General features: G+C 33.0%; 10 protein-coding genes. 3 read left to right on the forward strand and 7 right to left on the reverse strand.

What is annotated here, in order from left to right; translation table 11 throughout:
* The first annotated feature begins 65 nt into the window (after positions 1-65).
* Both OM075_RS14610 and OM075_RS14615 read left to right on the forward strand, forming a co-directional pair.
* Positions 66-620, forward strand: coding sequence for a DUF4494 domain-containing protein (locus OM075_RS14610; RefSeq protein WP_301191270.1), 555 nt, complete (start codon positions 66-68; stop codon positions 618-620).
* Positions 621-1,127: 507 nt separating this feature from the next.
* Entirely contained in the window at positions 1,128-4,604 is a 3,477-nt protein-coding gene (locus tag OM075_RS14615) for a PPi-type phosphoenolpyruvate carboxykinase family protein (RefSeq protein WP_301191271.1), read from the forward strand.
* A 59-nt stretch (positions 4,605-4,663) separates the two neighbouring features.
* Here OM075_RS14615 and OM075_RS14620 read toward each other — a convergent pair whose 3' ends face one another.
* The 7 genes from OM075_RS14620 to OM075_RS14650 form a co-directional block, all read right to left on the reverse strand.
* On the reverse strand, positions 4,664-5,329 hold the full coding sequence (locus OM075_RS14620) for a tetratricopeptide repeat protein (protein ID WP_301191272.1): 666 nt from the start codon (positions 5,327-5,329) through the stop codon (positions 4,664-4,666).
* Between the two features lie 212 nt (positions 5,330-5,541).
* Entirely contained in the window at positions 5,542-6,654 is a 1,113-nt protein-coding gene (locus OM075_RS14625) for an adenylate/guanylate cyclase domain-containing protein (RefSeq protein ID WP_301191273.1), read from the reverse strand.
* A gap of 134 nt (positions 6,655-6,788) precedes the next feature.
* Positions 6,789-8,864 carry a TonB-dependent receptor plug domain-containing protein gene (locus OM075_RS14630; RefSeq protein ID WP_301191274.1) on the reverse strand — a complete coding sequence of 692 codons (2,076 nt, stop codon included), beginning with the start codon at positions 8,862-8,864 and terminating at the stop codon, positions 6,789-6,791.
* 393 nt (positions 8,865-9,257) lie between these two features.
* Positions 9,258-9,683 carry an HIT family protein gene (locus tag OM075_RS14635; RefSeq protein WP_301191275.1) on the reverse strand — a complete coding sequence of 142 codons (426 nt, stop codon included), beginning with the start codon at positions 9,681-9,683 and terminating at the stop codon, positions 9,258-9,260.
* Positions 9,684-9,744: 61 nt separating this feature from the next.
* Positions 9,745-10,758: a sugar kinase gene (locus OM075_RS14640; RefSeq protein WP_301191276.1), complete on the reverse strand. Its 1,014-nt coding sequence runs from the start codon at positions 10,756-10,758 to the stop codon at positions 9,745-9,747.
* A gap of 204 nt (positions 10,759-10,962) precedes the next feature.
* On the reverse strand, positions 10,963-12,729 hold the full coding sequence (locus tag OM075_RS14645; RefSeq protein WP_301191277.1) for a TonB-dependent receptor: 1,767 nt from the start codon (positions 12,727-12,729) through the stop codon (positions 10,963-10,965).
* Between the two features lie 31 nt (positions 12,730-12,760).
* Complete coding sequence (locus OM075_RS14650) at positions 12,761-15,823, reverse strand: tetratricopeptide repeat protein (RefSeq protein WP_301191278.1); 3,063 nt, start codon at positions 15,821-15,823, stop codon at positions 12,761-12,763.
* A 417-nt stretch (positions 15,824-16,240) separates the two neighbouring features.
* On the opposite strand from OM075_RS14650, the gene OM075_RS14655 reads away from it, so the two are divergent.
* On the forward strand, positions 16,241-16,945 hold the full coding sequence (locus tag OM075_RS14655) for a cell division ATP-binding protein FtsE (protein WP_301191279.1): 705 nt from the start codon (positions 16,241-16,243) through the stop codon (positions 16,943-16,945).
* The last annotated feature ends 38 nt before the right edge of the window (positions 16,946-16,983 follow it).

A 16,983-nucleotide genomic window follows, 5' to 3' on the forward strand; every position in this document is an offset into this window, starting at 1 on the left:
ATCTCCGCCTATTAATAAATAACACTGTTATATTTGCAACTTCTGAAATAATAAAATAAGAAGTTATGAATACATGGTTTGAGTGTAAAGTAAAATACGAAACAATAGATGAACAAACTGGTAAAGAAAAAAAAGTAAACTTGCCATATTTAATTGATGCAGTATCATATACTGAAGCAGAAAGCAGAATACATGCTGAAATGGAGCAATATGTAAGAGGTGAGTTTTCTGTACCATCTATAAAAAAAGCCAACTATACTGATTTATTTTTCTACGATGATGGAGATAAATGGTACAAGTGTAAAGTTGTTTATGTTGCTATTGATGAAAACGCAGGCAAAGAAAAAAAAGTATCAAACCAAATGTTAGTTTGTGCATCTGATTTAAAAGAGGCATACGATAGAATTAACGAATCAATGAGCGGAATGACTGTTGATTATGATATTGCTGCAATTATTGAAAGTACCATAGCTGATGTATTTCCTTATTTTAAAGATGAAGTGAACGAACCTATTCCTGATCATTTAACTCCGCTTAGCGAATATGAAGCTAAACAAGAAAAAAGTGATGCTGATTTTGTTGAAGAAGATGATGTAAATAGTTATTCTGAAGATATATAATATATATAAGGTGAGAAATTGTCAGCGTATAAATGGCAATTTCTCCCTTTTCAATATCTCAAAATATTTTCCTTTCTTATACTTATTGATTACCATCCTCAATATTAAAGCCTTCCAATAAACTCTATCGATTAACTAGGAGATTCAACCTTCCGATTATAGTTTAATTCTTTTACTTTATAGTAATTATTAGTTAACTTTACTTTCTGTTCGCGCATAGTATATTTGAAAAATCTCCTAAACGAATCTAACTATGTTCTATTAAACATTTGCATATACTTAAGTGTTCTACTACGATGAATAATAAATTAAAAGCAGATCCATTTACATTTTTTAATAAAACATGTTTTTAAACAATATTTTATAACAAATCGTAGGTATTTAGGGCGTTTTTGTAATAAAAACGTAAAAATTTAAGTTTTATTTTAATTTTAAATGAAGAAAAATATCTTTAATTGATTATTTTTGCTGCTCTTAAAATAAGAAGATTCATAAAACCGAATGATAATGAAAGAGGAAGTGTTCAACTTAAAACCAACCAAGAAGGATCGTAAGGAAATGATCCAGTACATCAACCTTCAATTGGCTGCTCTTGGGCAACCTCTGTTTCAAGATGAAACAGATGCTCAAAAAAAACTTTCCAACACTAAATTTTTAGAGTTAACGGAAGGTCTAATCAGCAGTTTTAGAGAAAAATCGAGATTGTTGTCTGATCACCTTTCACCGGTTGATTCAAGGATACAAAACTTTATCGATGATTATTTAAAGGATGTAAACATTGACAAATCATTGCGCATACCTAATAACACATTGGTGTTAAACCAAAAAGGTATGGCAAGAGAAGTAAGTTTACCACCCAATGGTGATACCTTTAAAAATGATCTTGTAAGTTCTTACAGAGTTAAACAGGGTATACTTAATAACCCAGCTAATGACAAAAGAACAACCAAGGGAACCTTCCACATTGTTGCTGGTGGATTACCTGTTCCTCTTGACAAAAAAGAAGTGCCAAAGGAAACTTTTGCTCATTTATTAAATGCGGCTCTTAATCCATCTGACGATTTTAAAGTTCTTCCTTTTACTGCGAATCAGGATAACCAGGCAAAAGTTATGGTTTCATTACTTCTTCGTCCGGTAGTATGTCCTAAGGTTCAAGGTGTAATTGAAGAAAAAAGTATGGAAATACGTTTCTTTGCACCAGGCTGTTTAGCAAGTAACCTTGATTTCGTAGAAAACATTTTTGGAAATGCAGGAGATCACAACCTTGCTGAAAACGATGCTGCTCTTGATGTTGAGCACTGGACTGGTCATACTGGATGTATTATTCTTGCTCCACAACTAACAAAACTTAAAAAGAAAGACATCGGATTACCACATATTTCAGAAGCTACTGAGCGTCAGAAAAAAGATGGAATGTGCTGGGAAAATGAAGATGAATTATATAACGAAGGTGGCGCATTTAAAGTAACATGTCGCGATGACAGAGGCGTTGTAGTTACTTTAATTGCTGACAACTACTACGGATACTCTAAAAAAGAGGTTAAAACTCAAATTGGATACTCAGCTAACTTATTTGGATTAGTTGAAGAAGAGCATGCTGGTGGAGCTATTGCTTTCCCTCGTGGAATTATGAGTGAAAACGTATTTGGTAAAAACTTTTCTGAGAAATTTGACTATAGCTTTAACTTTAAAGAAGCAATGGATCTTCTTGGAGATAAAGTTGATATCAAACCAGAAGGTTATGCTACTGATAAAAAATACGATAGCATCGTTTATATTCCTGAAAATGCAGATATCGACATTCAAAAAAGTTCAGTATCATGGGATATTAATGGAAAAGAGTTTGCTTTAAAATTATCTCCGGAAAAAATTTATGTTCACCCATCAGGAGATAAATTCCAATTAGTTAAGCACCCGGCTCAACCACTATGGAGAATAATCCATACAAGTGCAGAAGGAATGTTCTGTCATAAACCTTGTACTGTATCAGGTGGTGGAAAATCAGAAATTTCCAAGTCGTTACAAAACGCAATTAAATACGGAACATTTAACATCCTAAATCTTGAAGAAGACTTTAAGTTAGCTGATGAAGTAATTAACAAAGACTTCTCTACCAGATGGAAGGATTACAAGCCAGGTGCAGTATCTCACGATACCCGTAGCTTTTTAAGCCCTGAGCGTACATTAGGTTCTGCTGTAAAATTATTAACTCCATCAGATCAATACAATGAGGAGTATAATCAGTTCTTAAGAAATATTCCAGAGCATATCCGCACTTTGGTTCTATTCGTAAAACGTTTATACAGAAACGATACAGAACAAGGTAACTGGAAAGACTACATGTCTGTTGAAATGGTTAACGGACGTGCCGGAACAACTCTTTTATATAAAAACAACCCTGTAATTGGTAGTTATGTACGTATCGGATTTAGTAAAGATCAAGATTGGTTAGTACATAAATTACGTTCTGACTTTGTGCCTAGTCATAAAATTCAGATGGAAGATGATATTACCGCTTCTATTACAATTCCAGCGTCAAGAGTTAAATATCTTAACAAAGAATATAAGAACCTTTCATTAAAAGTTACTGCAAACTGTGAAAGTCACTTATTCCAGCGTCCTGATGAAGCTGTAATCAGAGGTTATGATTTAGAAGCTGAGTATGATATTGTTCAAAATGGTACATTCTTAACTAACTACGAACCATTGCGTAAGGCTGATGCGATTGAGTTAATTGAAGATGCTATCAACTTTGACAAATATACTCAACCAGTTAAAGATCATATTTTAAAAGTAGCTAACAGTGAAAAAGATTGTTACTTTGTAACTCCATCTCATACTCGTATTGTAGAGGACGGTCCGACTAAGAACCCTAGATATCTACAAAAGAATATTTATGCTGTAGAGACTGAGGATAGCTATCTTGCTGAAGTAGGTATCAGACTTAGAAGAAGAATTACTCCTGAAGAACCAGTTGTTCACATGGTAAATGCAGTTCTACCTGGTCGTAGAAATAACCCTGCTGATAAAGAGAATGGAATCAGACCACTAAGTGTTTACAATCCTATTCACTATCAGGAATTACCTGAATTATTTATGGACTTCATCTGTAGTTTAACAGGTAAATCTCCATCAACAACAGGTGCAGGATCAGAAGGAGCCTTAACTAAAGGACCTTTTAACATGCTTGCTCCTACTTCAGACTTAAATAACGCATTACTTTCTTATATTCTTACAGAATACCAAGGATTTAGTTCTGCTGCAGGATATATCGGACAATCAAGATTCGATCACGATATCAGCCTTTTAATTCCTGAAATCTGGGCTCGTTTAGTACCTGAAGACAGAGATCCTAAATTATTGATCGAAACAGGTTGTTTAGAAAAACTTGAAGACTTTGAATACGAAGGTAAAAAAGTTCTTGCAAGCCGTTTAGGATACAGAATTACTGAAAACTTTGCATTTAGATGTATGAACCGTCTATTTGATGAACCTCAGGCTGTATTTAACGACGAAATGCTTAAACCAGAACTTCAAGGAATGGACGACTTTGTTGATGGTATCAATAACATTGTTGAAGCACAACAAAAAGTAGCGTTGGCTTACTTTGAAGATGGCAGTATTGAGGCAGCAATTCCTCCTTTAAAAATTCTTCTTAGCATTATGGCTTATGGAGAATATGAAGGAAAAACAATTGATAATCCTGAATTACGTAAGTGTTTTGATCGTGAAACAGTTATCAATAGCGATTGGTACAAAGAAAGATTAGCCTTAAAGCAAAAACAAAATCTTGCATTCATTCAATCTCAATTAAACAACCTTGAAACTTTTGCGGCTGCAAAAGAAAATGCTGAGTTAGTTGAACAAATGGATATTGCCAACAGAATTCAAATTGCAAAAGATAAAATTGAATATATTAAGTCTGAGCAATATATTATTGATATTACTGGTACAATTGGCGCTGACCCTCTTTATAAGAAATAATCTTGTAAATGATATAAAAAAAAGAGGTTACTTTTTGGTAACCTCTTTTTTTTATGCCTTTATTTTTTATTGCAATACTTATCCAGGTTTTGTTTTGAAGCTTCATACCCCATATCAAGTGCCTGCTGCCAATCTATACATGCATCTTCTTTCTTCCCTTTCATATATAAACAAACTCCCCTGTTATAAAAAGCAGCAGCAAACTCAGGTTTTAACTTAATGGTATAATTATAATCCTGCAATGCACCATCGTACATTTTCATCTGCATAAAACAATTTGCTCTGTTGAAATAATAATAGTGTACTAAATAAAAATCTTCACCGTTTCTCTTGGCATAATTTGTAGCATTGGTATACTCTAAAATGGCTTCGGGTAATTCTGAACTATCTTTAAATATTTCGGCCAAATAAAAACAAAGCTCATCATCATCAGAAAATATTCGTTTCCCTTTCTCTAGTGCCCTTACAACTGTATCTTTATTGCTTTTGTCACTGAGCCATACCTTATAAATCATTAAATAAGTTTCTCTTAAAACGGAATCAACAGAAAGTGCTTTAACCAACGAGGTTAGTGCTTCCTCACATCTTTTATCTTCAAGGTAAGTCTGGGCTTTATCCATTAGGTCCAATGCCAGGTTCCTGTTATCCATATCAACAACATAACTTTTTTGGCTTTGGATATTCATCCCAATTAAAAACAATATGATTACTCCAACCCACTTCATTATAAATTGTTTAATTACAATTATCATGAACTATCAGAACCGGGTAACAGCAATATCAAACTAAGTTTATAATAAGGTTCAAAAAACTTTTACTCCTGCCCTATACTCCACAAATAACAGTATAAAGTTAAAGCAGAAACCATTTTTATTCAATACTCATTAATAGTGAAGTGTGATTTAAAGTATTTTTTAGGATGTTTAATTATTATAAATTAAGATGCCACCTCATACAGTTCTACATCTTTTTCTTTACCTTTTAACTTGATTTTATCCACAAAAAGAATCTTGTACCGGTCTTGATTACTCATGATAACATTAGCAAATGATTTGGTAACCAGTAACTCTTTTTTATAAGGTTTACACTGCTTCTGTATTCTGGCAGCTGTATTTAAAACATCACCATGAAAGGCCAGTTCTGTTTTTATTTCACCCACCTCTGCAGACATAACTTTACCGGCATTTATTGAGGCTGAAAACACAGGATATACACCATATTTCTTCATAAAATACTTTTCATGCTCCTGTAACTCCTCTTTAAACAGAAAGAAGAAATCTACGGCTTTTTTATAATTTTGAATTTTGGATGCATTCCATGTAACAACAACTTCATCTCCTACATATTGATAAACTCTCCCACTGGTCATCAACAATGAATTGGTTAGCATTTTAAAACAATCCTGTATAAAATAACTGTATTTCGCATGACCTAACTTCTCTGCAAACTCCGTTGAGGACTGAAGATCCAGAAACATAAATATTAAATATTCTTCCCTCGGACGTTGATAATACCCCATCATTACCCTACCTAACTTTCTAAATCCAATTTGCTTAAAGAGGGTAATAAGCAGCTGATAAACATAACTGCTGGCAAACATTACAATAAAGAAAAACAGCGTAGTAGAATTGAATAAAAATCTGGATAAATTAGGTTTAACTTCTGAAAAATCCAGCCCCTGCTCTACGGTATAATGAACTACTGCCAACAACAATCCTATCACCACAAATACTGCAGTATCAAATAATACCACAATTACAGTTAGCCTTTTTATATGAAACTTACGTACCAGTTTTGGATAAATAAGAAACTGCATGTACCAGCTTATCAGAGCAAAAATGGATATTATAATAGACGAAGCCAATAAACGTTGCTTCATAAAAAGCATACCTTTACTAAATGCATCTGCAATATCTACACTTTTATATCCCAAAGATTGAATAAATATGGCAAAACGAATCGCTATATTCCAAAAAAGCAGAACATTTATAAACTGACCAAAATGGAATTTTAGCTTGGCTCCTGCATATTTACGTTTTAAAAATGTCATTTATACGAATCTCTGTATGTAATTTTGATTACGGAAGAACAAATATACTAATGTTCGAAGGTTTTTAGCCATCCAACTTTATATTATAAGAAAAGCCTCCCGAAGGAAGCTTTTATATTACAATATTTTTCTGATTACTTGAACCCTAAATTAAATTGCATACCAACTTTTACCCATTTGCCGGGTTGATAAAGCTGACCGATATCTGTATATTTTTTATCAAACAAATTCGTTACTTCAGCATATAATCGGTAAGCTGGTTGTGACCATACAATTTTTAAGTCAACAACTTCAAACGGTTCATATTCTTTTGATGTTTCCACACCTGTTGTTATATCATACTCAGAATAACCTCCTACTCTATCCTGATACTGTAAAGTCCATGAAGCACTTAGCTCAGAAAATATTTTATGATTCAAAGTTGCTGAAAACTTATGTTTTAAGTAGTCAAACACGTAGCGAGAATTATATCCTTCAGGAATAGATTTGTCCTGATTTAACCAGGAATAATTCATCTGGAAACTTTTTAAAACGTCCTGACCTTCAAACAACTTCACTAAATTTAAATTTCCATTAAACTCAATACCATAAGTTTGTATGTCATTAATATTCGATGTTTTCCATTTCTCATCAACAGGAGCATTTGCCGGTTTACCCCAATCAATCATATTTTTACCATTACGGGTAAATGCAGATAAATTGAATCTGACACCATTGGCATTATTAAACTTAACTCCACCTTCATAGGTTAATGACTCTTCTGGTTTTAAGTCCGGATTACCCTGAATAGTTGAACTGTTATAAAATAAGTCAGTATAAGTTGGCATTCTCATAGACTTATTAACGCTTCCATATATTTTAAAAACATCATTAATCCAATAACCTAAATCAATACCTGGAAATACATCAAACTCCCACCCCAGATCAGAGTTTACATATGCCATTAATCCTGCTGAAATTGAGAACTTATTGTAAGAATAACTATGCTCTAAAAACAACGAAGTATTTGACCTGTTATATTTTTTTGTGAAAAAAGCATCTTTTTCTCCAGGTACTGATATCTTATCATCCATATCTTTACCCAAAACATTACTCCAGATACTTTCTGATCTAAAATCGCCTCCTAATGCTGTTTTACCGTACTTCCATTTTATAACCTTATTGGTATTTAACCCGAAAACATCAGTTAAATGATAGTTATGACCACCATACCAGGAAGCAGCATTTACAAAATCGCGGAATAATTCGAAACGATCCTGATGACGACGCCAGTAAATAGAAGATTTGAAAGGATTTTTGCTTTTTGAAGAAAAACTTAAACTTGCGAAAGTAGTTTTTGTTTGTTCATATTGGTTGGGATAACGAGCTGAATAAAAAGAATTGGAGCCAAAACCTTTGTCAGTATATCCAACTTGCAACTCTACCTGCTCATTATCTATATTAAGTTGACCTTGATAGAACAAATTATAGGCACTAAAATCTGTATTATCAATATATCCATTACTTGCCAACTTATTTGCAGCGATAAAACTCTTAAACTGTTTTGTAGCTATTGTTGTATTTGCTCCAAGGTTATATAAACCATGGTCACCTCCCATTAGGTTAGCTTTAACCCCTGTTTTATTGCTAGTTCCGGTAATAAAATTTATTGCTCCACTAAAAGCATTTGCTCCATGCACTCTAGCACCCGGTCCTTCTAAAATTTCAATTCTTTCAATACTTTGAAAATCAACAGGAATATTTAAACTATGATGTCCAGTTTGCGGATCTGTAACATTAATACCATTAAGTAATATCATTACCTGATCAAAAGATCCTCCACGAACACTAATGTCCGACTGGACTCCCAATGGTCCTCTTTGTCTCACATCTACCTGAGCTACATATTCAAGTAACTGATCGACACTTTGTACCGGTAACGCTTCTATTTCTTTTTTGGAAATAACCGTTACTACTCTCCCTATCTCTGAATACAAGACAGGTGTTCTTCTTGCCGACACTTCTATTTCCTGCAAACTTACTTTTTTGTTTACAGAAGAAGTATCCGTTTGTGCAAATGTTTGTGTATATCCAATAAATGTAAAATACATAATAGACAACATTCCTATTTTGATACATCTATTTAAAGAATTAAATACGGCGTATCTTGAACCTTGCCATTTCTTAAACATTATTGCGACATCACAACCAAAAATTGAATTTAATCGCATACTCTTATTTTAATTAATTTTAAATAAGGCGCAAAAATAATAAAATTATAACGGTAAAATAATGAGAATACAATTATTAGAAGAAGAATAAGCTATAAGACTAAGGGGATATAAATAAAAAAGCCGCTGTAAAACGTTCATACAGCGACTTTCAATCTTTAACCAAACCTAACCCTAAACTATGAGTTAATACAAAGATGAATATTTTTTTAATAACTACCAAATTTTTCAACAACTTTTTGTTTAAAATTTTACATTACAAAAATAAACAACACCTACTTTTAATATCCAGAAACCTAATTGCCAATATCTTACAAACACCCTCTGCTAAATAAAAAAAAAGAGTCATAATTAAAAACTACGACTCCTTTCTATTTTCTTTTGAAATACAGTTTAAAGATTTGCTTTTATTTCTGCAATCATTTGATCATATTCTTCATCTGACAAATAGGTCTGTTGTGGATTCATTTCAAAAACACCACCAAATTTATATCCATCCTGATACTTAGGCGCTATGTGCATATGAATATGAGTTAAGGTATCAGAATACGCTCCATAATTAATTTTAGTAGGATTAAATACTTTTTGTAGAGCTTTACCAACTGTAGCAACATCTTTCATAAAAGCATTACGATCTTCATCTGATAATTCATGAAATTCTACTCCATGATCTTTATAAACCACATTACACCTACCTTTATAAGATTGCTCTTTAAATAAGAATAGTTGCGACACTTCTAAATCACAAATCTTAATCATTAATTCATCTAGGATTGGCAATTTTTGACAATACAAACATTCTGAAACAGGACTAGTCATAATTTTTATTTTTAGTTATATAAATACTTTATTTTGGGATAATAATTTTCGTTTAGATAAGCTATTTCTGCATCTTATTCATTACCTCTTCCACTTCTTCAATTGTAACCTGATTGGAATCACCCTTTACTGTATGTTTTAGGCAAGATGCAGCTATTCCAAAATTTAATATCCGATTACAATCTTCCGGCCACATTAATAAACCATAAAGAATACCTGCTGTAAAAGCATCTCCTCCACCTACACGATCCACAATATGTGTTATCGAATAAGTTGGTGTTTCAATCAAGCCTGATCCATCAAAAACAAGCCCTCGGAGTGTATTATTGCTTGCATTAATATTTCCTCTTCGTGTAGTAATAATCTTTTTGATTTTTGGATAGGTTTTCATTACTAGCTGAGATGATTGAATAAATGAATCATTGGTAAACTTACCTCTAATACTATCATCAACTTCTATACCCATGGCATGCTCAGCATCATATTCGTTTCCAAAAACAATATCGCACATTGAAACAAGTGAAGGCATTACATCATTTGGCGTTTTACCATAATTCCATAGGTTTTCACGAAGATTTATATCGCAAGAAATGGTAATCCCCTTATGATGAGCCACTGTTATTGCTTCTTCTAACACACTGGTTGTATCAGCCGACAAAGCAGCACTTAAACCAGACCAATGAAACAAGTCAACGCCCTCAAATACAGTTTCCCAATCGATCATTCCTCGCTGTAGCGTGGCAAAAGAAGAATCCTCTCTATCGTAAACTACTTTTGAACCTCTGTGAACAGCGCCTGTTTCCAAATAATACAATCCCAAACGCTTACCTCCATAAACGATGTCTTTTGTATCTATACCAAATTGTTTGATATAATTAGTACAGGCACGCCCCATGTCATTATCTGGCAACCGTGTAACAAGACCTGTATGAATATTGAAATTATTAAGCGAAATGGCCACGTTAGTTTCTCCTCCACCGTAGGTAACATTCAGTTTTTCAGCTTGTGAAAAACGCTCATGCTCCTCTGTGGCCAACCGTAACATGACCTCTCCAAAAACAACAACTTTTTGCATTTTATTTCAAATAAATGATTAAATCAAAAAGTCTCTGAAGAATTGTTTTGTGAAGGTCAAATGTAATACCTAATTCTAAACTGAACAAGTTTTAACCTGAATAACGAAGATAAATAATACAAAAAACGCCATAAAGAATCTTTATGACGTTTCATCTATATTTTTTAAAATTATATAATTCCTTCAAATTGTATCTGGAATTGCTTAAAAGGAATATCCAACTCCTACCCTAACATTTAATCCTTGCATTGGATATCCATTCCATTGATAGTATTTAGAAACAATAGCATTATTTAAGTTGGCAAACATAGTCCACTTTGAACTAATTGTATATTCAGCACCCAAATTAATATCAATAACTGACTTAAGCTCCTTTGCCTCTTGAGTCGCTGCATCGTAAGCAAAACGTTTTCCCATAGTATAAACACCCAAGTTTACCCATAAGTCTTCTATAGGAGCATAATTAGCTGTTAAACCAACTTCGACTTCCGGTTTATGCCATGCTTCCTCAATTTGATCCAGGTTATAACCGTTATACTTACCCTTAAGCAATACATTCATCTTTTGAGATGGCTCATATTTTAATTCACCCGATAAAGTCAACAGACTTCCATCACTATATACCACATCAAATATATTTGTTTGACTATAAGTAGAGATCGCAGAAGATGTTGCTAATTCGGTGCTATACCATCTATTAACATAAAAATGCTCATCATCAAACATTGAATAATCCACTCGTGCAACAAAACTGGTTTGCGAACTGAAGTTTCCTTTTAAACCACCAAAGAAATGCAGTCCGTTAAAACTATTTCTAACATTTACATCAGCAGCTACAAACCTGTTTTCTTTTTGTATTTTTTGATAGTTATTGATATCATAGTCTCCTTGCACACCTGCAAAAGCACTAACAATTCCATCAGCAATAACCAGGTTAGCCTCTACATGTGGTGCAATATTAAAACCACTTTCCTCATCTTGTCCACCTAATAAACTATACGTATCTAACCCAACTTTAAAATCAATTCCCTCAAAAACGAATCCTAAGGCAGGAGAAATATTTAATACAGTCATGCTTCTGTCCATGAATCCATATAACGGACTATTAGAGTCTGGTACCGAGGTTCCATAGTAATCAAAACCTCCGGCTATATCCAAAAACATATCATTAAAATAGATTTTAGCTTTAGCGTTTAGTCCAACACCATTTTCACCAACTCCTGTAATATTACTGAATGTTTGATATTTCAAATTGGCTTTAAAGGCAACATCATCCGGTTCCACAACTTTATTTCCAAAGCCAACATTTAATCCAAATGAACTTAGCCTTTGCTTTCTATCCGCCATCAGATTGCTTCCTAATGTACTAGAAGCAGGATCCATCATGTCAGTATAATAAGCCAACGTTTCATCAATGTTTTGAAAACCATAATAATCGTAAATATTATGATCAAACTCTGCATCTAATGAAAGTGTATAATCATCCCAAAACCTTCTGAAATAAAGTGATGCATAAGTGTCATGAATTGGAGCTTCCGATTTACTGTCATCTTCCAATTTTATATCTCCATTAGATGTTAAGTGTCCCACATTTAATCCTAATGCGTACTCTTCTGATCGCAACACATTATAATTTAAATCACCAAACAAAGTTACGTAATTACCTAATCCTCCTTTGATATAGGATTTATCCAATACGGTCTTTCTTTCCGGTTTTAATCTTGCTGCAGTTATAGGTTCAATTGCCAATCCTGAAGCCATTGCCTTTGAAAGAATATCATAAGAAAAGCTTGGATTAAATGTAGCTGAATCTACTTCATCTACTGGCAATTTATTAATTTTAAATGCATCGGAAATAATTGGATTATATTCTCTTACAACCTTTACATCTTTATTTAATTCCTGTGCATTAACAGAAACAAATGATATTATAAAAAGTATAAGTAGTATATATATATAATTTTTCTTCATCGTAAGTACAATTTCTATTTACAGAATTAAATTATTGAATATTTAAGGTGTCTACGGATTCTTTAGCCGAGGATACTGCCATTTTCTCTTCCACAGTTTTTAGTCGAGACTGAACCAAATCTTTAATATCATCATCTCCTTTATAATTTTCTACAATACTTTGCAGGTATTGTTTTGCCTGAAAATATTCATTATTGGAAATATAAATATCTGATAATAACACAAAGCTTCGGGCTAACCAATATTGATGAGAAGTACCTTTATTAGCTAATTCAAACACTTCATTTTCTGCCTTACTCTTATCGCCTGAATCGTAATAATACTGAGCAATAATATATTTTGCTTCGGCACCCTGGGCACTTTGTGGATTTTGAGCTAATATTTCGTATTCCTTAACAGCCAACTCTTGTTGTCCTTTAGCCATTAATGCTCCAGCCTTGTAATATCTGGCCTCTCTAACTATTTCTCCTGCTACCTTAGGTGAATTCATCACCTCCTCTGCAGCACTAATGGTTTGATCCAAATCATTCAGCTTATAGCAACAACGCATTACTCCAATACGAGCCTCCATACGGTTTTCTTTAATCTCTGCCACTTGTTCCAATTGCTCAAAGGCTGTTAGCGCTTCACTATATTTATCCATGCTATAATTAATCTCTCCTGAACGAATTAAAGCATCTTCTGTAAATAAGTTTTTACCGGAATTGGTAACTTCTGTGTAAGCTCTTAATGCATCATATTTTTCACCATTCTTATAAAGACAATCGGCCATATAATAATTGGCATTCAGAACAAACATCCCCTGTGGATATCTGTTCAGATAATTCTGGAAACTCTTAATGGCAGGTTCACATTTCCCTTCCATATAATATCGTTCTGCAGTTACATAACTTAAAGAATCCTGCTCACGGACATCAACCTGAGCAAAACTTCCTAATGTTTTAGTGTAAGCCACATAACCATCCAGATCGTTTCTGTCCATATAAATATTTCGGATACCTAACAATGATTCTATAGATTCCTGAGTTCCTGGAAATTCATTCACAACTCGCTTATAAAAAGACATTGAATTATCATAATCATTAGAATTATAATACACCAAACCTAATTGAAGCATAGCCTTTTTAGAATAACTACTGGTTGGATATTTTTCTTTGATCGTCTTGTATTTTCTGATGGCATTATTTAAATCGCCCATGGAAACATACGATTTTCCCATTTCATACAAAGCATCATCCACATAGTTTGAATTAGGATATTTGTTAATCAAACCATTAAGTTCGGAAATCTTTGTTTCGTGCTGTTTTAAAATACCCAATGAGATTGCTTTCTGGTAAATAGAGTAATCCGGAGAAGCAGCTACAATCATACTCCCTTTTTCGTAGTAATTGATAGCCTGTTGAAAATCTCTTTGTACAAAATAACAATCTCCAATTCGGTTATATGCATCACCAACTGTTGAAGTTGACTTATTTTTTTCAATATTAATATACTTACGCCACCAGCTTTTTGCAGACTCATAGTTCTTTTCTTTAAACTCTGCGTAGGCAATATTATAGTGAGCCAACCCAAAATAATCAGTACCAAAACTTCCTGAAGTAAGTATAAATGTATTGTAATCCTCTACAGCATTGGCATATTGACCTAAACGATATTTTGCTTCACCACGCCAGTAATAAGATTTAACTTTTAATTCCTTATTATACTGTCCGTACTTTAAACTATAATCAAAGTACTTAATAGCCTCACTAAAACTCAAATTGGTAAATAAATCAATGGCTCTGTAGTAAGCAACTTTTTGTAAGGCCTGATAAACCCGTGCATTTTTAATTTTAATATTTTCAAGAGCATCAAGCGCCTGCTCATAATTTTTTGTGGTTAAAAATACTTTACCCAAATAATCGTAGGCCAAATCAATTTTATCACTTTCAGGGAATTTTTCAATAAAACTTAAAAATGAATTGATTATTTCATTAAATGGAGAATAATTCAGCTCATAATTTAATTTGATGGTATTAAACAATGCATCTTCCTGAATATCCTTATCAAAATCTAATTTAGATGCTGCTTCAAAAGCCACTCTGGCTCTTTTCTTATCTTTTAATCTTAAATGACAATCTGCCAAATGATAATAAGCATTTTGAGCCATCTCATCATTTAACGAAGTAACCATACTCAAATATTCAGCTGCTTTATCATAATTATTCTGATAATAGTAGGCAAACCCTAAATGATAATAATCTTCTCGTCGTGGTTTAGCTGATAAGTTAATGGTAGTTTCAAAATACTCTGTTGACTGAGCATAGTTTTTCTTAGCAAAATACGATTCACCAACTATTCTTGCCATATCAGCTTTTCTTTCCTTTGAACCTTCTTCCATCAATGGCAAAGCGTAATTTATTGCCTCATCATAATCACCTTTTAAATAATGAATCTGAGCAATATAAAAAGGCACTAACTTTTTAAAGGAAGGAACATCTTTTAATCTTTCGAAGCCCTCTAAAGCTGTTTCGTAATTTCCTTTTTGATATTGAATATGTGCATAATAATAATTCGAAGCATCGTAATACTTATTATCCACATCTTTTAAATCGTAGAAATATCTGTTGGCAACATCGTACTCTTCCTCCATAAAATGGGCATATCCTTTTTTAAAGAAGAAAGCATACCTGGTTTCCTGATCCAGTTTAGCCTCATCCACTTCTTCAAACTTACGAATAGCCTGTTTATATTTACGGTTACTTATTTTCATATCGCCCAAATGGAAGTAGGCAAATGAACGTTTATTACTCTCAGGAAAATCAAGGATAAACTTTTCAAATAAGTATTCGGCATCTCCATTTTCCAGATTTTTAGCACACACTGCCTGATAGTAACATGCCATAGCGTATTGATTGGATTCGCCGGGAACCGATTGCCTGATAATCTTCTCGAACTGGTCCCTTGCTGAACCAAATTTATTCAATCGATATAATTCCATTGCCTTTTCAAAGGCTCTTTCCGGCTGTGTCAATCCTAGTGATTGCTGGGAGAATAAAGATAGGCTTATAAATAAAGCCAGAATGGTTGCAGATAGAAATTTTGTATTTATCATTAATAATATCTTTTTCTTCAGATTACAGTAATTTTGGCTTACAAGTATTATACCAACTTATAACCATTATATTTTCCGGCCTTAAAGATATAAAAATTAGACTTTGGCCTAGTATAGATTATTAGTTTATAATGAAACGCCATTAAATCACAATTTATTTTTCTATTTTCACAAAATATTTAATATCAATAAATCTTTAGATTTTAGATAAAAGACAAAAGACTGATTTACAAAATGCTTATTATCAAAAAATAAAATTAGCTCAAGCTTTTTTATAAGTATTAGAATCAGCTTTATAGCAAAATCTACTGAAGTGTTGAAATAGCGGAACTATTTAAAATACTTTCAGGAAAGTTTATTTTTAGTCTAAAACATAAACTTTTCTGATAATGTTGTTTTATTCAGATTTATCTTAAAATGAGTTTCAAAAAAAACGTACCAATAGAAAATAAAAACGGCAATATAGTTGAATTAAAAAACACTGTAATCAGACACAGGGAAAACATTGTACTTAAAGATGTTAACCTGGAAGTAAAAAAAGGTGAATTCATCTATTTGATAGGTAAAGTTGGAAGTGGAAAATCCAGTTTACTGAAAACTTTTTATGCAGAAGTAACTATTTCTGAAGGTTATGCTTTTGCTGTTGGTTACGACTTAAAAAAGGTAAAATCAAAAAATATTCCTTTTTTAAGAAGAAAAATGGGAATCATATTTCAGGATTTTCAATTATTAAGCGATCGATCCGTTTATGAAAATCTTGATTTTGTTTTAAAAGCAACCGGCTGGAAAAACAAGAAAGAGATGGATACTCGTATTCGTGAAGTTTTAACCCAGGTTGATATGCTTCACAAGGGATATAAAATGCCACACCAACTTTCTGGTGGTGAACAACAGCGTATTGGTATTGCCAGAGCCTTGCTAAATGAACCAGACCTTATTCTGGCGGATGAGCCAACAGGTAATTTGGATCCAGAAACAACAAACGAACTGATGATTCTTTTACAGAAAATTTCGGAGATGGGGAAAACTGTAATTATGGCCACTCATAACTACGGTATGATTGATAAATACAAAGGGCGTATTTTAAGATGCGAGGACGCCAGACTAAAAGAAAACGAGTAATTAGTCGGCAGTTCTCAGATAGCAGTATACAAAAGAAT

Origin of the sequence: Plebeiibacterium sediminum, assembly GCF_026013605.1 — a bacterium.
In the GTDB taxonomy this organism is placed as follows: Bacteria; Bacteroidota; Bacteroidia; order Bacteroidales; family Marinilabiliaceae; genus Saccharicrinis; species Saccharicrinis sediminus.